16 protein-coding genes are annotated in these 24786 nt (G+C 66.9%); 11 read left to right on the top strand and 5 right to left on the bottom strand.

The features are described 5' to 3' along the window. Nucleotides 1–25: 25 nt before the first annotated feature. Nucleotides 26–1318 (top strand): winged helix-turn-helix domain-containing protein, encoded by a 1293-nt coding sequence (locus AC1MFL_RS15430; protein ID WP_479810847.1) that lies wholly within the window; start codon nt 26–28, stop codon nt 1316–1318. A gap of 70 nt (nt 1319–1388) precedes the next feature. Then, nucleotides 1389–4127: a preprotein translocase subunit SecA gene (gene secA / locus AC1MFL_RS15435; protein ID WP_479810849.1), complete on the top strand. Its 2739-nt coding sequence runs from the start codon at nt 1389–1391 to the stop codon at nt 4125–4127. Between the two features lie 177 nt (nt 4128–4304). Here the strand turns inward: secA and AC1MFL_RS15440 are convergent, their stop codons facing one another. Further along, a complete protein-coding gene (locus AC1MFL_RS15440; protein WP_479810851.1) occupies nt 4305–4799 on the bottom strand; it encodes an Rv3235 family protein in 495 nt (164 codons plus the stop codon). Nucleotides 4800–4924: 125 nt separating this feature from the next. After that, nucleotides 4925–5752, bottom strand: a complete 828-nt coding sequence (locus AC1MFL_RS15445) for a LysM peptidoglycan-binding domain-containing protein (RefSeq protein WP_479810853.1) — start codon at nt 5750–5752, stop codon at nt 4925–4927. 188 nt (nt 5753–5940) lie between these two features. Between AC1MFL_RS15445 and AC1MFL_RS15450 the strand changes: the two genes are divergently transcribed. Next, nucleotides 5941–6513, top strand: coding sequence for a hypothetical protein (locus AC1MFL_RS15450; protein ID WP_479810855.1), 573 nt, complete (start codon nt 5941–5943; stop codon nt 6511–6513). 52 nt (nt 6514–6565) lie between these two features. Here the strand turns inward: AC1MFL_RS15450 and AC1MFL_RS15455 are convergent, their stop codons facing one another. Then, on the bottom strand, nt 6566–6781 hold the full coding sequence (locus tag AC1MFL_RS15455; RefSeq protein ID WP_056425852.1) for a helix-turn-helix domain-containing protein: 216 nt from the start codon (nt 6779–6781) through the stop codon (nt 6566–6568). 148 nt (nt 6782–6929) lie between these two features. Here AC1MFL_RS15455 and AC1MFL_RS15460 point away from each other — a divergent pair, with 148 nt between their 5' ends. From AC1MFL_RS15460 to AC1MFL_RS15475, 4 genes are read left to right on the top strand one after another with little or no spacing between them, the layout of a single operon-like run. Continuing rightward, nucleotides 6930–7574, top strand: a complete 645-nt coding sequence (locus AC1MFL_RS15460) for a CpaB family protein (protein ID WP_479810857.1) — start codon at nt 6930–6932, stop codon at nt 7572–7574. Then, nucleotides 7571–8884: a CpaE/TadZ family protein gene (locus tag AC1MFL_RS15465; RefSeq protein ID WP_479810859.1), complete on the top strand. Its 1314-nt coding sequence runs from the start codon at nt 7571–7573 to the stop codon at nt 8882–8884. The genes AC1MFL_RS15460 and AC1MFL_RS15465 overlap by 4 nt, the downstream gene beginning before the upstream one ends. Nucleotides 8885–8943: 59 nt before the next feature. After that, complete coding sequence (locus tag AC1MFL_RS15470) at nt 8944–13803, top strand: NAD-glutamate dehydrogenase (RefSeq protein ID WP_479810861.1); 4860 nt, start codon at nt 8944–8946, stop codon at nt 13801–13803. A 35-nt stretch (nt 13804–13838) separates the two neighbouring features. Continuing rightward, on the top strand, nt 13839–15308 hold the full coding sequence (locus AC1MFL_RS15475; protein WP_479810863.1) for a sensor histidine kinase: 1470 nt from the start codon (nt 13839–13841) through the stop codon (nt 15306–15308). A gap of 108 nt (nt 15309–15416) precedes the next feature. Here the strand turns inward: AC1MFL_RS15475 and AC1MFL_RS15480 are convergent, their stop codons facing one another. Further along, nucleotides 15417–15665 (bottom strand): WhiB family transcriptional regulator, encoded by a 249-nt coding sequence (locus tag AC1MFL_RS15480; RefSeq protein WP_003804966.1) that lies wholly within the window; start codon nt 15663–15665, stop codon nt 15417–15419. A gap of 241 nt (nt 15666–15906) precedes the next feature. Here AC1MFL_RS15480 and AC1MFL_RS15485 point away from each other — a divergent pair, with 241 nt between their 5' ends. After that, nucleotides 15907–16395 carry a hypothetical protein gene (locus tag AC1MFL_RS15485; protein WP_479810865.1) on the top strand — a complete coding sequence of 163 codons (489 nt, stop codon included), beginning with the start codon at nt 15907–15909 and terminating at the stop codon, nt 16393–16395. A gap of 25 nt (nt 16396–16420) precedes the next feature. Here AC1MFL_RS15485 and AC1MFL_RS15490 read toward each other — a convergent pair whose 3' ends face one another. After that, nucleotides 16421–20554 carry an FtsK/SpoIIIE domain-containing protein gene (locus AC1MFL_RS15490; RefSeq protein ID WP_479810867.1) on the bottom strand — a complete coding sequence of 1378 codons (4134 nt, stop codon included), beginning with the start codon at nt 20552–20554 and terminating at the stop codon, nt 16421–16423. Nucleotides 20555–20740: 186 nt separating this feature from the next. Here AC1MFL_RS15490 and glf point away from each other — a divergent pair, with 186 nt between their 5' ends. Genes glf through AC1MFL_RS15505 form a run of 3 tightly spaced genes read left to right on the top strand, consistent with a single transcriptional unit; the run spans nt 20741 to nt 24786 of the window. Continuing rightward, nucleotides 20741–21928 (top strand): UDP-galactopyranose mutase, encoded by a 1188-nt coding sequence (gene glf / locus AC1MFL_RS15495; protein ID WP_479815507.1) that lies wholly within the window; start codon nt 20741–20743, stop codon nt 21926–21928. Then, complete coding sequence (locus AC1MFL_RS15500) at nt 21925–23916, top strand: glycosyltransferase (RefSeq protein WP_479810869.1); 1992 nt, start codon at nt 21925–21927, stop codon at nt 23914–23916. Before glf ends, AC1MFL_RS15500 begins: the two co-directional genes overlap by 4 nt. Beyond that, nucleotides 23917–24786, top strand: a complete 870-nt coding sequence (locus AC1MFL_RS15505; protein WP_479810871.1) for an ABC transporter permease — start codon at nt 23917–23919, stop codon at nt 24784–24786.

The raw sequence follows: 24786 nt of genomic DNA on the forward strand, positions 1-24786 counted from the left end.
CTGACCATCCACCGAAGGGACTGACGTGCAGGAATTGCTGAGCCTCAAGCAGGCCCGGCGGATTGCACTGGCAGCCCAGGGATTGGACAAAGTGCGGCCCGCCGGACCCGTGACAGCACGTGCGGTGGGCCGTACCTTTGCCCGGCTGCAGCTGGTCCAGATCGACTCCGTCAATGTCTTGTCCCGGAGCCACTTCCTGCCGTTCTTCTCCCGATTGGGGAACTACGACCGTGCCATCCTCCAGCGGATGGCAGGCACCCACCCCCGCCGGATGATGGAGTACTGGGCCCACGAGGCCAGCTTCATCCGTCCCGTCCACTTCCCGGACCTTCTCCTGTGGCAGAGCAGGAAATGGGTGGGGGCGCACTCCATGGACCCCGAGTTGCGCAGCGGGGTCTCCGCCCGGGTTCTTGAGGCGCTCGCCGCAGGCCGCCCGATGACCGCCGCCGAACTCACCGCCCGTCTCGGGCACGTGGAGGAGCGGCTGCAGGACAACTGGGGCTGGAACTGGAACGCTGTGAAGCGGGTGCTCGAACACCTTTTCGAAGCGGGCCTCATCTCGGCCGCGTCCCGCACGGACTCCTTTGAACGGCGTTACACCCTGACGGCCAGGGTGCTGCCCGAACGGCTGCCGGCAGGTCCCGACGCCGAAGCCGCCGCCGCCGCCGACACGGACGCGGACCCGGCGGCCGGCGCGGACCCCGCAGCTGCGCTGGCGCGGCTGATCGATGCCGCTGCCCAAGCCCACGGGATTGGCACCCTGCGGTGCTTTGCCGATTATTTCCGGACGCCCATGCGGGCATCCGCCATAGCCCTGGACCACCTGGTCGACACGGGCAGGCTGCTGCCGGTCACAGTGTCCGGCTGGAACAAGACCGTCTACCGGCACGTCGAGGCAAGACTCCCGCGTGCGGCCACCGGCCGCGCACTGCTGAGTCCCTTCGACTCGCTGGTCTTTGAACGGCAGCGCCTGGAGGACCTGTTCGGGTTCCGCTACCGCGTCGAGATCTACACCCCGGAGCCGAAACGCCGCTTTGGCTACTACGTGCTGCCTTTCCTGCTGCGCGACGGGATCGTGGGCAGGGTGGACCTCAAGGCGGACCGGACCAACGGCCTGCTGCTGGCGCGGGCTGCCCACGCGGAGCCCGGCGCGCCAGCCGACACCGCCGTCGAACTCGCCGCGGAACTGCAGCTCATGGCAGAGTGGCTGGAACTGGACCGGGTGGTTGTCTCGCCGAAAGGCGACCTCGCGCCGGCGCTGGCGGACGCAGTCTCCGGGGCCGGACGGCGTGTATCCGCTCAGAGGGAACAGGCGTAACCGGCCCTGCGTCTCTCCCGTAGACTGAATACGCCAGAATTCGGCAGCTTGAGACTGGGAGCAACTTCACGTGGCATCACTTATCGAAAAACTTCTCCGCACAGGTGACAAGAAGACCCTGAGGCAACTGCGGAACTATGCCGATTCCATTAATGCCCTGGAGAGCTCCCTCAAGACCTTCACCGACGCCGAGCTGCGCGAGGAGACCGACCGTCTGCGCGCACGCCATGTTGACGGTGAGAAGCTCGACGACCTCCTGCCCGAGGCGTTCGCCGCCGTCCGCGAAGCCTCCTCCCGTACGCTCGGGATGCGCCACTTCGACGTCCAGCTCATGGGCGGCGCCGCCCTGCACCTGGGCAACATCGCCGAAATGAAGACCGGTGAAGGCAAGACCCTTGTGGCTACCGCACCCGCCTACCTCAACGCCCTTGCGGGCAACGGCGTGCACGTCATTACGGTCAACGACTACCTGGCCGAATACCAGTCGGACCTCATGGGCCGTGTGTACCGGTTCCTTGGCCTGACCAGCGGCTGCATCCTCTCCAACCAGGACCCCGCGCTGCGCCGCGAGCAGTACGCCGCGGATATCACCTACGGCACCAACAACGAATTCGGCTTCGACTACCTGCGCGACAACATGGCCTGGGACAAGTCCGAGCTCGTCCAGCGCGGCCACCACTACGCCATCGTCGACGAAGTGGACTCCATCCTCATCGATGAGGCACGGACGCCGCTCATTATCTCAGGACCCGCGCAGGGGGACACCAACCGCTGGTACAGCGAGTTCGCCAAGGTCGTCACCAGGCTCAAGCCCGAAGAGGACTACGAAGTCGACGAGAAGAAGCGCACCGTCGGTGTGCTTGAGGCAGGCATCGAAAAGGTCGAGGACTACCTTGGCATCCACAATCTCTACGAGTCCGCCAATACCCCATTGATCGGTTTCCTCAACAACGCCATCAAGGCCAAGGAACTCTTCAAGCGTGACAAGGACTATGTCATCCTCGACGGCGAGGTGCTGATCGTCGACGAGCACACCGGCCGAATCCTCGCGGGCCGGCGCTACAACGAGGGAATGCACCAGGCGATCGAGGCCAAGGAAGGCGTCGAGATCAAGGCCGAGAACCAGACGCTCGCCACGGTCACGCTGCAGAACTACTTCCGCATGTACGGCAAGCTCGCCGGCATGACCGGCACCGCGGAGACCGAAGCCGCCGAGTTCATGAGCACCTACAAGCTCGGTGTCGTCGCCATCCCCACCAACCGCGACATGACGAGGATCGACCAGCCCGACCTCGTCTACAAGAACGAGGCCGTCAAGTTCGCCGCCGTCGTCAAGGACATCGCCGAACGGCATGCCAAGGGCCAGCCCGTCCTGGTCGGCACCACCAGCGTCGAGAAGAGCGAATACCTCTCCGGGCTGCTGGCCAAGGAAGGCGTCCGGCATGAGGTCCTGAACGCCAAGAACCACGCCCGCGAGGCCGCGATCGTGGCCCAGGCCGGGCGCAAGGGTGCCGTGACCGTTGCGACCAACATGGCCGGCCGCGGCACCGACATCATGCTCGGCGGCAACGCCGAGTTCACCGCGGTCGCCGAACTCGCCAAGCGCGGGCTGGATCCGGAAGAAAACTCCGAAGAATACGAAGCGGCGTGGCCCGCAGCCTTCGAAGCGGCCAAGCAATCGGTCAAGGACGAGCACGAGGAGGTCCTCGACCTCGGGGGCCTGTACGTGCTGGGCACCGAGCGGCACGAGTCACGCCGGATTGACAACCAGTTGCGGGGCCGCTCGGGCCGCCAGGGTGACCCTGGCGAGTCCCGGTTCTACCTGTCGCTGACCGATGACCTGATGCGCCTGTTCAACTCCGGCGCAGCCGAGCGGCTGATGAACAGCTCGGTGCCGGACGATGTCGCCCTCGAATCAAAGCTCGTCTCACGCGCCATCGCCTCGGCCCAGGGCCAGGTTGAGGGCCGCAACGCCGAACAGCGGAAGAACGTCCTCAAGTACGACGACGTCCTGAACCGCCAGCGCGAAGCCATCTACGGCGACCGCCGCCGGATCCTCGAAGGCGACGACCTCCACGAAAAAGTCCAGTTCTTCCTCGAAGACACGATCAACGCGTTCATCGACGCAGCCACCGCCGAGGGCACCGGCGACGACTGGGACTTCAACCTCCTCTGGTCCAACCTCAAGACCCTGTACCCGGTGAGTGTCACCCCGCGCGACCTCATCGACGAAGCCGGCGGAAAGTCGCGGATCACCGTGGACTTCCTCAGGGAGGAGATCCTCTCCGACGCACGCCTGGTGTACCAGGCACGCGAGGAGGCCATCGGGCATGAGAGCATGCGCGAGCTCGAGCGCCGTGTGGTGCTGTCGGTGATCGGCCGCAAGTGGCAGGAACACCTCTATGAGATGGACTACCTGAAGGAAGGCATCGGCCTGCGCGCGATGGCCCAGCGCGATCCCCTGGTGGAATACCAGCGCGAGGGCTTCATCATGTTCCAGGCCATGATGGAGGCCATCCGGGAGGAAAGCGTCGGCTTCCTGTTCAACCTCGAAGTCGAGGTCACCCCGGCCGAGGACGTGGTCGTGGCGGACGCCGCGGGCCAGCACACCGAACATCACGAACCGCAGATCCGGGCCGCCGGGCTGGAGGCTCCCGAAAAGCCGGCCCAGCTGCAGTACACGGCCCCCGGCGAGGACGGTTCAGCCGAGACCCACGTCGAGTCCAAGGCCGCGGGCCGCTCCGGGAACCCGGCGAATTCTGCCGGCCAGGACAGCCCGCGCCGGGCCAGCAAGAAGAAACGGCGCTAGCGGAGCGGTCACTGACCGCCGGCTGCCGCCAGGCCTGAAGGCGCCGTCTTGAAAGAGTCGCCGTCATGAAAGAGGACCGGAACATGTTCCGGTCCTCTTTCATTACTTCTGTCTCCTCCTTCCGTTGTTCCTCTCAGCGGGCCCCAGCGGCTTGCAGCCGACACCACGCGGCAGCTGTCAACCGATTTCCAGCGCGGTGACCCGCCACACGAGCCTGCTGCGTTCCAGCCGCAGGGCGACCGCGCGGACCCGCTGCTCCTCGACCACGACGGCGCTGGCCTCATAGACGTCCGCCGACACCCGGCATGCCCGGACCGAGCGGACGGAGGAGTTGCGGTGCAGCCGCCCTGCCGTCGGCGACGCCCCGCAAGGCACCCTCCGGGTCAGGGCAGCCCGGTGCTGGAGTGCCGCAAGGCAGCGCTCGTCAAGCCGCCGGGCAAGCTGCTGCGCCGGCCGGGTGCCGGCCAGGACCTCGATGGCCGCCTGAACCGTGCCGCGGGAAATCGCGCAGATCTCGCGTTCTTCGTCGGCCAACCACCGCAGCGGCACCGGTGGAACAGCAGGAGCTGCCGGAGGTCCTGGGGGTGCCGTGCTTTGCGGGACCAGACGCAGCTGCGCAGGTGTGGGGGCGGGGGCTTCCGCGGCGGCGCGACGGCTGGTCATGGCGCTCATAGTGCTTCCTTCGCTGTTGGGATGGCGGTTCGGAACTTCCTGTGGATAGTGTCGTCCCGGATGCGTTCCGGGGGAGCTGTCGGTGTCGTGCCGCGGAGTGCGTCTTAGGGTCCGGGTCTGCAATGTCAGGGTCCGGGCGGAAGCCTGAGCACCTGGCCGGGTCGCAACAGGTGGGGGTTGCCGCCGATGGTGTCCCTGTTGGCCTGGTAGACGCGGGGCCAGTCCAGAGCGATGTCGACATCGGAGGCGTAAGGTCCCAGCCGGGCTGCGGACAGGCTCCACAGGGAGTCGCCGGGGCGCACTGTCACCTCAGCTCCCTGGCCCGCGGGATGCTGGTGCCGCAAGGGGCGTCCCGCCAGCGGTCCGGGTTCGACGACCGGGCTGAGCGGCCGCCACTGCGGATTCGCGATGGCCGGGGCAGCGGGTGGGGCGGTGGCCGGCGCGCCGGGCGCAGGCCCCGGTCCGGAGGACGGCGGGGGAGCTCCGGTCCTGCCCGGGACCTGCGCCGGAGTCCATCCGGCGGATGCTGCCGGCGAGCCGAACGCCATCCCGGGCAGGTCCGGCAGGGTTGAAGCGGTGGCGAGCGGAGCGGTGATCAGCTGAAGTCCGACCGCGGACAGGGCGAGGCGGCGCATGAAGGCGGGAGTGAACTTTCCGGTGGCCGAGGCGGCGCGGAGCTTCCCGCAGCGTTCGAGGAGCGCCGCCACGACGGCAATAGCAAAGGACATGGCCCACCAGACGATCACGATCAGCCCGGCTGTATTCGCGGCCATGCCGATCTGGTCCTCGAACCCCACGGACTGGTGCCGTGCCGAGGAGGACTGCCAGCGTCTGACGATGTTTCCTCCTGTCCCGGCGAGAAACACGCCCAGCAGCAGGACGGCGGCGGCCATGGCCGCATCGGCGGGAACCACACCGCGGTCACCGCGTTCCGGTACAGATGCCTCAGCCATGGTCCGCCTCGCTGCTCCCTTGCCGCCTGAATGAAAGGTACCGTGTCGTCATTTAAAGGTATTTGATGTTGTTTGATACCGTTTACTGCTCTTAGGCCTAGTTTGATCCCATCGGCGCTCTTTTGTCTAGGACCGTTTTTTGCGGTTTGCGGATTGACCGCCGGGAAAGGCGCGCCTACGCTGGCGCCATGCGCTGGGATGCCCTCTTTTCCGATCTGGAGACCCAAATGGCTGCCAGTGAGCGGTTGGATCTCGACGCTGAAATCACTGAGCGGACGCGCACGGAGTCGGCGGCGGTGGAGCTCGCGGATCGGCTTCGCGGCTCACTGGGGCTGCTGCTGGTGGTGCAGCTTGCCTCGGGATCAACCTTCGAGGGGACCTTGAGCCACGCGGGAAGCCAAGCGCTCGTGCTGGATGAGCCCATGCATCAGGTGCTGGTTCCCTACGCCTCCGCGGTCCGCTATCTCGGGCTCTCACGGCTCGCCGTGACGGAGCCGTCCAAGGTCCGGCAGGGGCTTGGCCTCGCCAGCGCCCTGCGGGGGCTGGCCCGGGACCGGGTCAGCCTGGCAGTGCTGATTTCCGGCGGCTCGGCGGGAGAGTCGGTGCTCCACGGGGTCATTGACCGGGTGGGGCGCGACTACCTTGACCTGGCGGTCACCGGGGACGGCGAGGAGCGGCGAGCGGCGAATGTCCGGCAGGTGGCGACCATTCCCTTCGCCGCGCTGGCCGGGATCAGGTCGGCCAGGACCCCGGGCGGCTAGGTGCCGGACTTCCGGCGGGAGAACGGCGGCAGCTCCACCCGGCATGCCGGGTTCAGCGGGTCTTGGATTTTGCCTCTTCGATCATCCGGCTTGCTTCCGCGTACCGTTCCTCGATGTACTGCTCGAGCATCTTCTCCTCGACCCGCCACTGGCCCCGTCCGCCGACCTGAATGGCCTTGAGCTCACCGCTCCGCACGAGCGCATAGGCAGCCGGGGCGTTGATCTGGAGCTGCTCTGCTACATCGGCAAGGGTCAGGAATCGGGGCATGAGTCCATTTTGCCACCGATGACCCCCTCTGAGGCAGATATCCACAGTTTGCACTTCTTTGTCCCCGAGTCTTCCGGTCCGGGCGGGAAGGCGTAACAATGATGGTGCCCGGCCAGTACCGGGGGGCGACTACAGGGGGAGCGGGCGCATGGGTGTGACCACGGTGGGCGGCGGAGCGAGGCTGAAGAAACCATCCTGGAAAGACCCCAGGCTCCTCGTGGGCATCCTGCTCGTTCTGGCCTCGGTAGCAGGCGTCGTCTCCTTGGTCGGGGCCGCGGACCAGACCGCCGAGGCCTACACCGCACGGGAGACGATCGCGGTGGGCGAAAAACTGTCCGTGGACAAACTCAACCGCGTCAAGGTCCGTCTCGGCGATGTCGAACAGCACTATCTCACGCCTGCGGCCGGCGTGGCCGACGGACTCGTTGCCGTCCAGAGAATCGGCAAGGACCAGCTGGTGCCGCGCGCGAGCCTCGGGCAGCTGGACGGCCTGGACCGGAAGCCCGTGGGGGTCACCATCGAAGAGGCCCTGCCGGCCCAGGCGGTTGCCGGCTCCAGGGTGGATGTCTGGGTGGCACTGCCCGATGACCGGAACGGTTTCAGCCAGCCGACGCTGCTCTTGCCGGGTGCGGAAATCGCCCAGATCACCCAGGGCAGCACTTCGCTGGGGTCCGCCCGGTCCACTGTCGTGATGGTGTTGGTGACGGACCAGCAGATGCCGAACCTGCTGGGGGCGCAGGCCAACAAGGCGAAGATCTCCGTGGTCTGGAACCCGGGAGGGGCGGGCCAATGAGCATCCCGGTCGTCACCGTCGGGGATTCGCGCGAAGACCTCGTCGGCAGACTCGAGCGCCTCCACGGGCCGGTTTCCGTCGTCCGGAGGTGCAGCGAACTGGCAGAACTGCTGGCCGCCTGCCAGGGGGGCCTGGCGCGTGCCGCCGTTGTGGCGGAGGGCAGCGGGGAGTTGACCGCGTCGCTGGTTGACCGGCTGTCCGCCGTCGGCGTCGCCGTCCTGGCATTGACCGACAGTCCGGAGGAAATGTTGCGGCTGCAGGGGATCGGCGTGGCTGCCGAACTTACCGGGGTCGACGCCGCCGCACTTGCCAGCCGCATTACGGCGTCCGTCGCGCAGCTGACAGGAGCTGACCCCTGGCTCCGCCAGGGAGCCAGCCCCGGCTTCGCCGATGCGGGCCCCGCGCCCGGTCCGTCCGGCGCAGCCACCGCGGAGGGGATGGAAGGCTCCGGCACGGGGCGGATTATTGCGGTCTGGGGGCCTGCCGGTTCCCCGGGCCGGACCATGCTGGCGGCCAACATGGCGGCGGAACTCGCTGCGGAGGGAAAATCGGTGCTGTTGGTGGATGCCGACAGCTATGGTGCCAGCGTCGCGGCCATGCTGGGCCTGCTGGACGAATCGGCCGGGCTCGCGCAGGCCTGCCGTCTGGCGGACCAGGGTCTCCTGGACGCGGCGGCGCTGCTCCGGATTGCGGTTCCGGTGGCCACGAGAGCGGGAACCTTCCGCGTGCTGACCGGCATCACCCGGGCGGACCGCTGGACTGAACTCCGCGCCGCAGCACTTTCCCTCGTGCTGGCCCGCGCCCGCCACGTCATGGAAGTCACCGTCATTGACACAGGTTTCTGCCTTGAAAGCGACGAGGAGCTGAGCTTCGACACGATGGCCCCGCGGCGGAACGCCGCGACGCTGCGGAGCCTTGAACTGGCGGACACGGTGTTCGCCGTCGGAGCGGCCGACTCGATTGGCGTCCCGAGGCTGGTCCGCGGCCTGGCCGAACTGGAAACGGCTGTCCCGAACTCGTTTCCGCAGGTGGTGCTGAACAAGGTCCGGCCGTCGGCTGTGGGACGCTCCCCGGAGCGCCAGCTGCGCGATGCGTGGGAGCGGTACGGTCCTACCGTCCCGCTGGGGACCTTCCTCCCGGCGGATCCGGCCGCGGCTGATGCGGCCCTGCTCTCGGGGTCCCTCCTGCTGGAGGCCGCACCCGATTCCGCACTCCGGAGGGGCATTGCCGCGCTGGTTTGTGCACCCGTCCAGCGAAACGGTGGATCCTCTGTATTTTCTTCCACAGCGAAGCGGTTGCTAAAGGGCTAGGCTCGCTTTGAGGGCCGCAACGAAGCGGCCATGAACCTTTTTTTTGGAGGCGTTTGTCGATGTCGTCTGGGTCCAGTGTGGAGGATCAACCCGTTTCGATCGGTGCCGAAGAAGGCTACCTGAGGGACTACTACGAGCACCTCGCCGAAGAAGACGCGCGGGCGTACCCCCAGGAGTTGCTCGCTGCGCGGGCGGAAACCCACCGCCGGACGGCGGCGAACCGTCTCCCGGGCATCGCCAGCATCACCATCGCCGACGAGGCCGACCGCAGCGTCGTCTACATCGTCACCGACGACATGCCCTTCCTCGTTGACTCGGTCAATGCGGAACTCGTCCGGCAGAAAGCCCCCATCCACCTGGTGATGCATCCGCTGTTCGTGGTGACCCGCAACCGTGAGAGCGGCGAACTCGTCAGGGTCTCCCGGGTCCCTTCGCACCTTGGCATCTCCAGCGGAGACACCGCCGCGATGCCCAACCTCTCGCACCTGATTGCCCAGGGCGACAACGCCTCCCACATGGAGTCCTGGATCGCCGTCGAGATTGACCTTGTCGACGACGCGAAGCGTGCGGCGCTGCTGGAGGGCATCGGAAGGGTGCTCGCCGATGTGCGTGCCGCCGTCGAAGACTGGCCGAAGATGCGGAACCGGGCCCTGCAGATTGCCCAGGACCTGGACACGCTGGCCAACCCCGCGCAGATTGCCGAACTCCGCCAGGCCCAGGAGCTGCTCCGCTGGCTGGATGACGGGAACTTCACCTTCCTCGGCTACCGCGAATACGAGCTCAAGAACGAATCCGGCGAGGACGTCCTGGAACCCCGGGAAGAGAGCGGCCTCGGGCTGCTGCGCGGGGGCGCCGACACCCCGCACCAGATCCAGCACCTCACCGAGACGGGCCGGAAAAAAGCACGCGAAAAGCGCGCGCTTGTCATCACCAAGGCGAACTCCCGTTCCACCGTCCACCGCTCCGCGTACCTGGACTACATCGGCGTCAAGAGCTTCGACGCAGCCGGCAACGTCAACGGCGAACGACGTTTCATCGGGCTCTTCGCCACCACGGCCTACGCCGGCTCCGTGCGGGACATCCCGGTGGTCCGCGAGAAAGTCGCCGCAGTACTGAGCGAGGCCGGCTTCCCGCCGGATTCGCACTCCGGCAAGGACCTCCTGGGCATCTTGGAAACCTACCCCCGCGACGAGCTCTTCCAGATCGAAATCCCCGATCTGGCCGCTATCGCCACCGGCATCCAGCGGCTGCAGGAACGGCGCCGGACCCGGCTGTTCCTCCGTCCGGACATCTACGGGCGCTTTATGTCCGCCCTCGTCTACCTTCCGCGCGACCGGTACACCACGAACGTGCGCCTGCGCATCGAACAGGAACTCCGCGAGACCTTCGACGCCGTGTCCATCGATTACGAGGCGCGGATGACCGAATCCGCGCTGGCCCGGCTCTTCTTCCGGATCAGGCTTCCGAAGAACGCCGACGTCAGCAACGTCAACACCGATGATCTCGAGAAGCGGCTGGTCCGCGCCGCCCGCTCGTGGAGCGAAGGCATCACCGAGGTCCTGCGCGCCCGCGCCGGCGGCATCGAGGACGACGGAGCCATGGAACTTGCCGCCGTCTGGGCCGAGGCCTTCCCGGCGAGCTACCGCGTCGATTATGAGGTGGAGGATGCCCTGGAGGACATCGCCCGCTTCGAGAAGTACGGTGCCGCGCCCGCGGAGGAAACCGCCGCGGAACATCCCGGCGTCCACGTCTACCTCCCCGACGGCGCCGGCGCGACGCTCGAAGAGGACGCCCGGGTCAAGCTCTACATGCTCGAACCCAAAAGCCTGAGCCAGATCCTGCCCTACTTCCACAACCTGGGCCTTGAGGTCCTGGACGAACGCCCGTTCGAGATCGAAACTGCGGACCACCGCGACTTCTTCCTCTATGACCTGGGCCTGAAGTACCCGGCCGGGGTGGACCCGCTCAAGACCGGGCAGCTGCTCGCCGACTCCTTCGGCGCCGCGGTGTCCGGTGCGGTGGAGTCGGACAGCTTCGACCGGCTGGTGCTGCGCGAGGGAATGCACTGGCGCCAGGTCGTCGTGCTGCGCGCCTACGCCAAGTACATGCGCCAGATGGGCAATACCAACTCCTACGGATTCCTGGCCGACACCCTGCTGGCCAACCCCGATGTCAACCGCGGACTCAGCGCCCTGTTCGAGGCCCGCTTCGATCCCTCCCTCGGCGAGGAGGCACGCCGGATCAGGCAGGACGAGATCCTCACCACACTGGACGCAGCGATCGACAAGGTCGCGACCCTCGACGCCGACCGTGTGCTGCGCACCTTCAAGAACCTGATCCAGGCGACGCTGCGGACCAACTACTTCCAGAACAAACCGCACCTCAGTTTCAAGATGAACCCGGCCGCCATCGAGGGACTGCCGTTCCCCAGGCCCATGTTCGAGATCTGGGTCTACTCGCCCCGCGTCGAGGGTGTGCACCTGCGCTTCGGCAAGGTCGCCCGCGGCGGGCTGCGCTGGTCGGACCGGCGCGAGGATTTCCGCACCGAAATCCTCGGCCTGGTCAAGGCCCAGACGGTCAAGAACGCCGTGATCGTGCCTACCGGCGCCAAGGGCGGTTTCTACGCCAAGCAACTCCCGGACCCGGCAGCAGACCGCACCGCGTGGATGGCGGAGGGCGTTGAGAGCTACAAGACGTTCATCCGCGGACTGCTGGATGTCACCGACAACCTCGTCACGACGCAGGAGGGGGAGCAGCTGGTGCCGCCGGCCGACGTCGTCCGGCACGACGACGCCGATTCCTACCTCGTCGTCGCGGCCGACAAGGGCACGGCGTCCTTCTCCGACATCGCCAACGGTCTCGCCGCGGAATACGGTTTCTGGCTCGGCGATGCCTTCGCCTCCGGCGGCTCGGTCGGTTACGACCACAAGGCCATGGGCATCACCGCACGCGGCGCGTGGGAGTCCGTCAAGCGCCACTTCAGCGAGCTGGACCTGGACACGCAGTCCGAGCCGTTCACCGTGGTCGGCGTCGGCGACATGTCCGGCGACGTGTTCGGCAACGGCATGCTGCTGTCCAAGCACATCCGGCTGCTCGCGGCGTTTGACCACCGGCATATTTTCCTCGATCCCACCCCGGACGAGGCCGTGTCCTTCGCCGAGCGCCAGCGGCTCTTCGAGCTGCCCCGGTCCTCCTGGGATGACTACAACAAGACACTGATCAGCGAGGGCGGCGGTGTCTTCGCCCGCCAGGCGAAGTCCATCCCGGTCTCGGACCAGGTCAGGTCCGCGCTGGGCCTGCCCGACGGGACCACCCGGCTCAGCCCGCCCGAACTGCTGCGCGCGATCCTGCTCGCCCCGGCGGACCTGCTGTACAACGGCGGCATCGGCACCTACGTCAAGGCCAGCACGGAAACCAACGCCCAGGTCGGTGACAAGGCCAATGACTCCATCCGCGTTGACGGCCGCGAACTGCGGGTGAAGGTGGTCGGTGAAGGCGGAAACCTCGGCATGACGCAGCGCGGCCGGATTGAGGCGGCACTGCAGGGCGTCATCCTGAACACCGACGCGATCGACAACTCCGCCGGCGTGGACTGCTCCGACCATGAGGTCAACATCAAGATCTTCGTGGACCGGATGGTTGCCGCGGGGAAGCTGGATCCGGCGGAGCGTTCGGAGTTCCTGGCATCGATGACCGACGAAGTCGGCCGGCTCGTGCTGGAGGACAACATCGACCAGAACATCCTGCTGCTCAATGACCGGATGAAGGTCTCCGAATGGAGCCCCAGCTACGAACGCCTGATGGACTGGCTGGAGAAGTCCGCGGACCTCAAGCGCGATCTGGAAGCGCTGCCGACCACTGAAACGCTGCGCGAGCGGCTGGAACAGGGCCAGGGTCTGACCTCGCCGGAGCTGTCCGTCCTGGCGGCCTACGCCAAGATCGAACTCGCCTCGGCACTGAGGGACAGCGACCTGTCCGAGGACCCGTGGTTCCGGCAAACCCTGCGGGCCTACTTCCCGCAGCAGTTGCGGGACAGGTTCGACGCCGAACTCGACACCCACCCGCTGCGGCGCGAAATCATCGCCACGGTGGTGGCGAACGACATGATCAACATGGGCGGCATCACCTTCGCGTTCCGGGCCATGGAAGAGACCTCGGCCACCGAGGCTGCCGTCGCCAAGGCCTTTGTGGCGCTCCGTGAAGTCTACGAACTGCAGATCATGGTCGGGAAACTCAACGAGCTGCCCGCCTCTTTCCCCACGGAGCACTGGAGCACCGTCCACCTGGACATCCGCCGGCTCCTGGACCGCGCCGTGCGGTGGGTCCTGAGCCAGGGCAATGCCTCCCGCCCCATCGCCGAAATCGTGGGCGAGTTCAAACCGCTGATGGATCCCATGCGGGCCCGCCTGCTGGACTACCTGCGCGGCGACGACCGCGCCCGGGTGTCCGACTGGCTGGAAAAGGCGCGCGGTTGGGAACTGCCGGAGGATCTGGCCCACCGCTGGGCGGAACTGTTCGAGAGCTTTGTGTTGCTCGACATCGCCAAGATCGTCCACGTCAGCCCGGAACCCGTGGAGAACATCGCTCATGTGTACTACACGGTGTTCAACCGCTTCCACGCCGACTCCCTGCTGGAGCGCATCACGAAGCTGCCCAGGAGGGACCGCTGGCAGGCGCTGGCCCGGGCGGCCCTCCGTGACGATCTCTACTCGACCGTTTCGGACATGACGACGGCGGTGCTCGGGGCAACGCCGGCACAAATGCCGGCGGAGGAGCGGCTTGCCGCCTGGGAGAGCCAGAACGTCGAGCAGCTGGACCGCGCGAAGAGCATGTTTGACGAGGTGAACGCCCTCGAGGCCGATGACATGGCCTCGCTGTCGGTAGCATTGAGGCTCTTGAGGTCAATCGTTCGACGCTAGCAGCTCACGCTGCCCGCGTCGCAAATGGAGGTGCTGTGGCAATCTTTACGGACCCTATCAGGGAGCATGCTGATTTCGGGCCGGGGGATGCCGAGTGGCTGCACCTGCTCGTCGGGGACTGGCAGATGGTCGCGGACCTGGCGTTCGCGGACCTGGCGCTGTGGTTTCCGCACCCGGACTTCGGCTACGTGGCCCTGGCCCACGTCCGCCCCTCCACCACGCATACGGTGTTCCATGCCGACTTCGTGGGGGAGGGGATCCGGTCCGATCTGAAGCCGCTGGTGGACAAAGCGTGGGAGAGCCGCACGATCGAGCGCTCCAACGAGACCAACTGGAGCAGCGACATGGCCCTTCGGGTGGAGGCCGTGCCGATGGTCCGCAACGGCCGGACGCTGGCCATCGTCACCTCCCACATGGACCTTTCCAGCTCGCGGATGCCCTCGCGGCTGGAGCTGACCTACCGGCAATGCGCGTACGATCTGCTGCGGATGGGGACGCTGGGACTCTGGCCGGACTTTGCCTCGCCCACCGGTTCGCGCCGCGGCGCGCCCCGCGTCGGTGACGGCCTGATCAGGCTCGATGCCGAGGGCATCGTCCAGTACGCGAGCCCCAACGGGGTCTCGGCGTTCCGCCGGCTCGGCGACGGCGAGTCACTGGAGGGCCGGAGCCTGGCCGAGGTGACCGCAGGCCTGCTGAAGGACCGCCGCATGGTGGACGAGACCCTGCCGCTGGTGGTCACGGGACGCATGCCGTGGCGCAGTGAAATCGAGTCCCGCGGGGTCAGCCTGTCGCTGCGGGCGATCCCCCTGCGCGACGAACAGCACCGCTTTGGCGCCCTGGTGCTTTGCCGGGACGTCTCGGAGCTGCGGCGGCGGGAGATGGAACTTGTCACGAAGGACGCCACGATCCGCGAGATCCACCACAGGGTGAAGAACAACCTGCAGACCGTCGCTGCCCTGCTGCGGATGCAGTCACGGCGGATGGTCAGCGACGAGGCGAAACAGGGGCTCGAGCAGGCGATGCGGCGGGTGGCCACGATTGCCCTCGTGCACGAGACGCTGTCCCAGGGCCTGACCCAAAGCGTCGACTTCGATGAGCTCATCGGCCGCCAGTTCCGGCTCTCGGCCGAAGTGGCTTCCCCGTCACAGCAAGTGAAGACGGCACGCTCCGGACTCTTCGGCGAGCTGCCGAGTGACTTTGCCACCCCGCTGGCCCTGGTCATCAACGAGCTGGTGGCAAACGCTGTCGAGCATGGCCTGGAGGGCCGGACCGGAACCGTCTGGCTGATCGCGGACCGCTCCGAAAGCGAGGACGGTGACGAGTTGCTCACCGTGACGGTGGCGGATGACGGTGTCGGCATCCCCGCCACTCCGTATGTGGAAGGGCTCGGCCTGCAGATCGTGCGCACCCTGGTGACCAGCGAACTGGGCGGCAGCATCCAGTGGAGTGCGCGGGAGGGCGGCGGAACCGCCGTCCAGATTGTCCTGAGCCTGGCCACCCGGTAGCAGGGACGGCGGCTTAACGCGCACTGGCCGCAGACCTTTGGTCTGCGGCCAGTGCTGTCCTGCCGCGGTAAACGGACCGCCGGCGGGCCGGCTTCAGGAATCCTGGAGCTAGGAGGCGCGGCGGGCGCGGGCTGCGCGGCGTTTCAGGGCGCGGCGCTCGTCTTCGCTCATGCCGCCCCAGACGCCGGCATCCTGGCCGGACTCCAGCGCCCACTGCAGGCAGGTGTCGACAACGGGGCATCGACGGCAAACACTTTTTGCTTCCTCGATCTGCAGGAGGGCAGGACCGGTGTTTCCTACGGGGAAGAAAAGCTCCGGGTCCTTGTCAAGGCACGCTGCGCGGTTACGCCAATCCATGCTGATCAGTTACTCCATTTCCTGGGCACTCATTGAAATGCCTTTGTGAAATTATTCACTAGAGGCTTCATAAGAAAGGGGCCCTCTGGGGCCCCCTCGGTCATCTGGATTAAGCGTGTCATGTTAACGCTGCGTAAACAAGGGGTAATTGGCTGCAAAATGCCTTGGGATCGTGAGCGATGCATCACATTGGCTGGCGGCGCCCTCACATCTAGACGACTATGTCCGGTACTGTGCCAGTGTGTCAAGAGACTCTGAGAACCCCTCCGAAGCTGCCGGCAACCGCGACGGCGACCCCGCCGGAGCCCCTGCGGGAGCGAGCGGCGGGACTGCCTTGCGGCCCGCGGGGATCCTGGTGATTTCGACCGTCGTGGCACTGGAGGCGGCGGCGCTGCTCGTGGCGGCAGTCTGGTACGGGAGCCAACTGCTCTCCGGCGCCCCGGTGCTCTCCTTCTGGGGCGCAGTGTTCACTCTGGGACTCCTGCTGGCCTTCTCCGCGTGGCTTTTCGCCGTGGCCGTTTACCTGTTCCGCGGATACCGCTGGCCTCGTGCCGGCGCGCTGGTGGCGCAGCTCTTCACGCTCACGATCGGCTTTCCAACCATGACGGGCGGGTACCCCTGGGTGGGCCTGGCCATGCTGCTGCCGGCGGTGGTGGCCATCGTTGTGCTCTTCGACAAGCGTGTGATCGCGTTCGCGTCCCGCGCCGGCGGCGCACCGCCTGCCCTGTAGCCGGGGTCTGACCGTCAGGCCACTGTCAAGATCCGCGTCCGGGTCCAGGTTCCGGTCTGGTGCGGCGGCTGTCTTCGGCGGGATCTACCGCGAGCTGCACCGCCCGTGCGCGGCCGTCTGAAATCACCACCGCGCGGCCCGGGGGAGGGCTCTGTTCGGGTTCGAACCTGACACCGAAGAGTTCTCCGTCCATGAGCCCCCGCGGGCCGATCAGCACGCCCCGCCCCTGGCTGGCGGCGTTCTGTATCAACGGGACGCGTTGCCGGATGCCCGCGCCGAAACCGGCAGTCAGGACCACCCGCCAGCCGAGAGTGTTCAGCAGGAGCAGCTGGCCGTTGGTTTCGGGCGACTGCAGATCGAGGTCGTCCACCAGGAGTAGCGCGGCAGGGTCCAGCCCACCCGAGAGTGCGGCCTCGTGGGTCCGGGTCCAGTACCGTTCCTGATCCGCTGCCTCGGGGACCCGGAGACAGCTGGCGGCCGGATTGAGACCAGGCAGTGCCGAGAGCAGCGAGGTCTTCCCGGAGGCGGGCCCGCCCAGGACGGCAAGGACGGCGCCGGCAGGCAGCGGGACGCCCGCGGGGAGGAGCTCGTCGCCGCCGACTCCGAGGCGCAGGTGGCGGGGCGCGGGACAAGGCGTCGATGCTGACCCTGCCCCAGACCCTGACCCTGACCCTGCCCCAGACCCAGACCCTGACCCTGACCCTGACCCTGACCCTGACCCTGCCCCAGACCCTGACCCTGACCCTGACCGGGCCCCGGCCGACAGGGCCTCGCCCCCGCCCGTGGCGCCAGGTCCGGCCCGGGCGAGGACGTCGGCGACTGTCACCCGACCTGGAAGGGGCTCAACGCGGAACGGCCGGGTCCGCACGGCGCCAGCGGCTCCGCCCCGGGTGGCGGGGGAGCACCGCTCAAAGAGCTGTGCCACGTGACCTGACGGAGAGGATGCGGCGGACAGCGGCCCGAAAACCACTGCCCGGCCGGCAGCCGCTTCGATGGCGGGCAGCCGGGGCCAGGCAAGCCGCCCCTCCTCCGTCGAGCCGGCGGGCAGGAAGATCCGGTTGGGAACGGCAGCAAAGAACCGGGAGGTCACGAGCTCCCGTTCACCCGCTACCAGGACAGTGACCCCCGCCCTTGCGCCGTCGCGCACAATGTCCTGGACCAGATCTTCGGCCCACGCCAATGGACCGGTCCGAAACGCCGATACCCACGATCCCCAGCCGCACAGTGCGAGGACGAGAGCCGGTGCGTCGGCCGTCCGGGCGGTGCCCAGCCTCCGTGTCATTTCCTCGCAGACACGCTCCAGCAGCCGCGCGGCCCGGCGGAGTTCGTGCAGTCCCACAACAGCCCCGACCCGCGGGGAGTCGACCGCCGCGCTGAATGACCCGCCCGCATCCAGTACGTAGATGTGTGCTTCATCATCACAGCTGAGGAGCTGAGCCACGATGAGTCCCAGGGCGGCGTCGGCGCCGCCGCTGTTCCCCGGGACCAGCCCTAAATGGCCGTGGCGGGCCGGACGCCAGCCGAACTCGGCCACGCGCTGTTCTTCGGGTACGTCCACCAGCCCCAGCCTGATCCGCCCGCGGCTCCCGTCAGGGGGGAACAGCAGCAGTTTGGGCAGCGGTCCCGCGACGGGACGGCGCGGCGGATCCCCGCCGGTGGATTCCCAGGCCGCGGCAACTGCCGCGGCCAGTTCGCTGGCCGCGAGGGAAGGCTGCGCTGTGCCGGCCGCCAGTGAGGGCTGCGCGGTGCTGGCCGCCAGGCCGGAGGACCCGACTGCTGACGGGCGGCAAAGGTATTCCATCGCCAGCATCACGGCGGGACCGCGGACCAACCCGACGCCCGGGGCGGCGACCGTCGCCGTCTGAAACTCCTCCGGCGCTTCGTTTCCGCGGACCAGGTAGGCGCGGCCCGGACTCGTGATCGGAATCGCCGCCGCCAGCCGGGAGTTGATGATGTCGAGGGATTCCAGCTCGGACTGGACCCGCAAGGCGATGCAGCTGGTCACATTCGCACGGATGTCCGCGGTAACGGAGCCCTGGGGACGCTGGGTTGCCATGATGAGGTGTATCCCGAGGGAACGTCCGATCGCAGCAATCCGCATGAGCTCGGCCAGGGCCTCCGGCGCCTCGTCAACGAGCATCCTGAATTCGTCAATGATGAGGACCAGGTGGGGCAACGGCGGCCCGCAGGGATCAAGGGACTCGTAGGCCGTGAGATCGGCGGCCCGGTACGAGGCGAGCAGCTCTTCCCGGCGGCGCACCTCCGCCGCCAGCGAGACCAGTGTGCGAGACACCTCGTTGACGTCCAGATCGGTCAGGAGCCCCACACAGTGGACCAGCCCGGCCAGCGGCCGCAGCCCGGAGCCGCCCTTGAAATCGATGAACAGCAGATTGACGCGGTCCGGTGAATGGGCGGCCGCCAACGCCGCGGCCAGGGTCCGGAGGAATTCTGACTTGCCGGACCCGGTGGTGCCCGCCACCAGGAAGTGGGGGCCGTCAGCCTGGAGATCCAGCTGCAGGGGGCCGTACTTTCCGGTGCCCACCGGGACGGCAAGACCAGCAGCGCCAGCGGACCCGGCCCACCGCGAGGCTATGTCCGCCGGCGCGAGCGGAAGAAGATCGCCCAGGGAGCGGGCTTCCGGCCTGCCCGCACCGGAAGCTGACGCAGGCGCCCAGGCCCCCAGCCGGCGGCAGTTGCGGTCGAAGACGCTCGACGGAACAAGATCGGGGATGAATTCCAACGAAGAGCGGGCAGATGACAGCCGGGCGGTGCGCTCCCTGAGGACGAGGGCCATCCCGTCAGCCGGGGCCGGATCGCCGGCGCAGTCGAGGACCTGCCAGCCCCGGCTGACGGCCACTGAGCGCAACGCGGCGGTTCCCCGGCCGGAGATGATCAGGAGCACGCCGCGCCCGCAGTCGGGACCGAAGCCAGCTGCCAGGGCCTCCATGGTCGTGGCCTCATGCATGGAAAGCGTTGCCGCTGCCAGGAAACGCGCGGCCAGCAGCTGCGGGGTGGGACCGTGGATAACCAGCCTGGTCCGCCGGGCCGCCGGGTAACAGGCAAGCTGCATCACGACGGACCTGGCCAGCCCGGCCACAGCGTCTGCGGGACCGCGAAAGGTGGCCACGGTCGTCCCGGGATCAAGGGTCACCGGAACCATTCCAAGCGGCGGTGGCCGGAAGCCGGGATCCGGCGGTTCCAGCCGGATATTCGCGTCCTGGGGTGCCCGTCCGAGCCGTAGCCAGACGGGTACGGCCTCGGCAGGAACATCGGCCGGCCCGGGGACAGCCAATGAACCCCGCAGGGACAGCTCACCCGCGGAGGGCGCGGCCCGTCGTCGTCGTTCCTTGTCCTCAAAAGCTGCAGCGGCGACGGCGGCCCGCAGTTCGCGGCGCTGCCGTCTGCCCGTCACGGCGGGCACCAGGACCGACACGGCCGACACGGCTGTGAAGGCCAGGAAGACCCACAGTCCCGTCAGGATGGCCAGGCCGACTCCGATGCCGAGCGGCAGGGCCGCGGCAAGCACCAGGGCCGCCCTGTTGCCGTGCACCATGGGATTGCTGACCGATAACGGCGCCGAGACGTCGGAGCCTGCAGTGGCCGGGATCCCGGCGTCCAGGCTGCCGCGGAAAACAAGGGACATCGACGAGCTGCCGCACTCAATCAGGGAGTCTGTCGAGACGGCCGCCGCGTGCACCTTCCGTCCATCGACGCTGACCCCGTTGGCACTCCCGAGATCGAGGAGGGTGACGGCGGAATCCGTGACCTCCAGCTCGGCATGCTCGCGGGACAATTCGGCATCCGGAATCAGGACCTCGGTGCCGGCGCGGCCGATCCGGAACCGCCCGCGCCGCAACGGAAATATCAAGCCGGCACCTGGCCCGCCGTGCACGGCAAGGACGAGCGGTGTCCGGTCCAGGGCGGCGGCCGGTGCGGCGCCGTCCACCACGACGGCGCCCTGCACGAGAGGGTCCTGGCCGACCCTCAAGGCAGCGAGCGGGACCCGCCCCACTGTCAGTTCCCCCGTCCCGAAACGCCGGGAGATTGCCGCCTGGAGTTCCGCGCCGGGGCAACCCTCCGGCACTTCGACGGCCAATTCCAAGGGCCCGGACGCCAGCGCGGACCCCGGGGCCGCAGCCAGGGTGCAGTGCAGCATCATCGGAGAAGAATCCTTTCCCGCATCGGCGTTTGGAACCCACGCTAGGCGCGGCGGAGACAACCGGCGTCGGGGATTCCGGCTATGTGGACGACGGCTTGCGTGGCCGATTCCGTTTGACGCTCGGGTAGGCTAGAGCAGCAGACAATGCGCAACATTGCGCTGCCCGCATTCGAATCAGGAGAGTTTGTGACCGCTGACCTCGTCATCGTAGGGTCGGGCTTTTTCGGCCTGACAATCGCAGAACAGGCCGCCACAGAGCTGGGCTTGAAGGTCGTCGTCATCGACCGCCGCCATCACATCGGCGGCAACGCGTACAGCGAAAAGGAAGAGCAGACCGGCATCGAGGTGCACCGCTACGGGGCGCACCTCTTCCACACGTCCAACGAGCGCGTCTGGGAATACGTGAACCGGTTCACGACATTCACCAACTACGTGCACAAGGTGTACGGAGTCCACAAAGGCGAGGTGTACTCCCTGCCAATCAACCTGGCCACGATCAACCAGTTCTTCCGCGCGAACCTGACCCCGGGACAGGCGAAGGATCTGATCAAGGAACAGGCCGGGGAGCTCGCCGGCACCGATCCGCAGAACCTCAACGACAAGGGCATCCAGCTCATTGGCCGGCCGCTGTACGAGGCGTTCATCAAGCACTACACCGGCAAGCAGTGGCAAACGGATCCCAAGGACCTCCCCGCAGGGATCATTTCCCGCCTCCCGGTGCGCTACAACTACGACAACCGGTACTTCAACGACACCTTCGAGGGCCTGCCGACGAACGGCTACACCGCCTGGATCGAGAAGATGGCGGACCACCCGAACATCGAGATCCGGCTCAACACCGACTTCTTCGACGAGTCGCAGGAATACAGCAAGGACAAGGTCGTCGGCACCGTCCCCGTGGTCTACACCGGGCCCGTCGACCGCTACTTCGACTTCGCCGAGGGCGACCTCTCCTGGCGCACCATCGACTTCGAGGAGGAAGTGCTCGACGTCGGTGATTTCCAGGGCACGTCGGTGGTCAACTACAACGACGCCGACGTCGCCTACACGCGGATCATCGAACCGCGCCACTTCCATCCGGAGCGGGACTACCAGACGGACAAAACCGTCATCATGCGGGAATTCTCGCGGGCAGCCGAAAAGGGCGACGAGCCCTACTACCCGATCAACACCGCCGCGGACCGTGAGCGGCTGCTCAAGTACCGTGACCTGGCGGCGGCCGAGAAGGACGTCCTCTTCGGCGGACGCCTTGGCACCTACAAGTACTTGGACATGCACATGGCCATCGGCTCTGCCCTGACCATGTTCGAGAACAAAATTCGCCCGCACTTCGAAAGCGGCGCAACCCTGGAAAGCGGAGGAGTGGACGCATGAGTGCCGCTGAAGGAACCACAGCTTGGGACACGATCCAGCGCGTCATCCTGCCCTCGGCGGACCAGCCGGACACGGTGTCGCTGTACGCGGACGCTGGGACGGCCAGCGGCATCCGGTTGCGCGAGAACGACGAGCTCGCCCGGACGCCCAAGCTTCCCGAAGACAAGCTGCAGATGTTCAGCTCCGGCAGCCAGCAGGCGCACTTCGAAGATCTCCTCACCCGGCATTCAATGCGCGTCCGGTCCGGTGAGCAGATTTCTTTCGGCACCTATTTCAACGCGTTTGCCGCGAGCTACTGGCGGCGCTGGACTTCGGTCCGGGACATCCGGCTGGTCGTCCGGACAAGCGGCACCGGCACGGTCACCGTGTACAAGTCGAATGCCCGCGGCTCCGTCCAGCGCGTCGACGGCGTCCACGTCGACGGCGACGCCACCTCGGTGTTCGAGCTGTCACTGAAGCCGTTTGGCGACGGCGGGTGGTACTGGTTTGATCTCGCCGCCAGTGCGGACGGACTGGTGCTCGAGAGTGCCCAGTGGGAGAGCGCGGCCACCGGCGGCCCCAAGGGGCAGGTCACCCTCGAAATCACGACCATGAACAAGCCTGACTTCTGCCTGAACAACGCCCGCATCCTGGCGGAAAACCCGGACGTCCTTGAAAACGTCAAGGAAATCCTGATCGTGGACCAGGGTACGCAGAAAGTCGAGGACCAGGAGGGTTTCGCGGCTGTGCGTGACGCCCTGGGCGGCAAGCTCCGGGTCATCAACCAGGCCAACCTTGGGGGATCCGGCGGCTTTGCCCGCGGCATGTACGAGGCCGTCGAGAACGGCAGCGACTACGCCCTGCTCCTGGACGACGACATTGTTGTGGAACCCGAAAGCATCGTGCGCCTGGTCACGTTCGCCGACCATTGCCGCAAGCCGACGATCGTCGGCGGCCACATGTTCGACCTCTACAACCGCAGCGTCCTGCACACCTTCGGCGAGGTTGTGGACCCCTACCGGATCGTGCCCGCCCTGCCGCACGCAGATATGGAGACCCGGCACGATTTCAGTGTCGCCAACCTGCGCCAGACGCCGTGGCTGCACCGCCGCGTGGACGTGGACTACAACGGCTGGTGGATGTGCCTGATCCCCACAAAGGTGATCCGGGAAATCGGGCTGTCACTGCCGCTGTTCATCAAGTGGGACGACGCTGAATATGGACTGCGCGCACGGGAAGCCGGCTTCGCCACGGTCTCTATGCCCGGCGCTGCCGTCTGGCACGTGTCGTGGATCGACAAGGACGACCTCGTCGGCTGGCAGGCCTACTTCCACGCGCGGAACCGGCTGATCACTACGCTGATCCACAGCCCGTACCCCAAGGGCGGCCGGGTGCTGCGCGAATCTTTCCAGTCCGACGTCAAGCATCTGGTGTCGATGCAGTACTTCACCGAGCACGGACATATCGACGCGCTGCGCGACCTCCTGAAGGGCCCCGACGACCTCCACAAGGTGCTCGGCACCAAGCTGCCGGAAATCAACGCCCTCAAGGCCGACTACCCGGACGCCCAGCTGAAGGAGGACGTCGATGATTTCCCGGCGCCCAAGATCGGCCGCGGACCGATGGGCGGGACCGTGGTGGGGCTGCCCAGCAAGAAGCAGCTCATCCCGTGGGGCATCAAGACGGTGGCGCGCCAGCTGATCAAAGCGCCCGGCCCGGAAAGTGCCGAGCGGCCCCAGGGCTATCTGGCACACCGGGACAACCGCTGGTACCGGGTGGCCCACTACGACAGTGTTGTGGTGTCCAACGCCGAAGGCACGGGTGCATCCTGGTACCAGCGCGACCCGAAGAAGCTCAAATCGATGCTGACGGAAACGGCCATGCTGCATGCGAAGCTGTTCCGGGACTGGGACAAACTCGCCCAGCAGTACCGGTCCGCCGTCGCGGAGATCAGCTCCTTCGATGCCTGGAAAAAGACGTTCGAGGCGAACTCCAAGGACGGCGACTAAATGGCAGGTCAGACCGACCAGCTGGTTAGGCCCGGAAGCGGGCACGGGCTCCTGGATGTTTACGGTGACCGGTTCCTCCTGAAGCTGCTGGTGCGCAAGGAAATCAAGGTCCGCTACCGCGGCTCGGTGCTGGGCCTGATGTGGTCTTACGTGAAGCCGCTGGTGCAGTTCCTCATCTACTTCGTGGCGCTGGGCATCTTCCTGAACCTCCAACGGGGGACGCCAAACTATGCGATCTACCTGTTCTCCGGCATTGTGCTGGTGAACTTCTTCACGGAGTCGCTGTCCAACGCCACCCGCTCGATCGTGGACAACAGGGACCTGATCCGGAAGATTTACCTGCCCCGCGAGCTCTTCCCGGTGGCCACGGTCTGGGTTTCCGCGGCACACTTCCTGCCCCAGCTGCTGGTGCTTGTCGGCGCCTGCCTGGTGGTGGGATGGACGCCGTCGGTCCTTCAGCTGGCCGCGGTGATCCTGATCTTCGTGATGGTCGCGGTCCTGGGCACGGGCCTCGGGCTGCTGTTCGGCGCCGTCAATGTCTATTTCCGGGACTCCGAAAACATCGTGGACATGATCGTCATGGTGGTCACCTGGGCCTCCCCGGTGCTCTACCTCTGGTCGATGGTCCAAAAAGTGATGGGCGAATGGTTCTGGATCTACCAGCTGAACCCGATGACGGTCGCCGTCGAGGTCTTCCACTGGGCCTTCTGGGAACCGACGCTCAAAGGCGGCCAGCTGGTCAACGACGCCACGCCCCCGGGAATGCTGACGCTCTGGCTGCCCGTTGCCCTGCTGGTCACCCTCGCTGTGCTGTTCCTCGGGCAGTTGACGTTCCGCCGGCTCGCCGTCCACTTCGCACAGGAGCTCTGA

Source organism: Arthrobacter sp. BG3 (assembly GCF_056680185.1).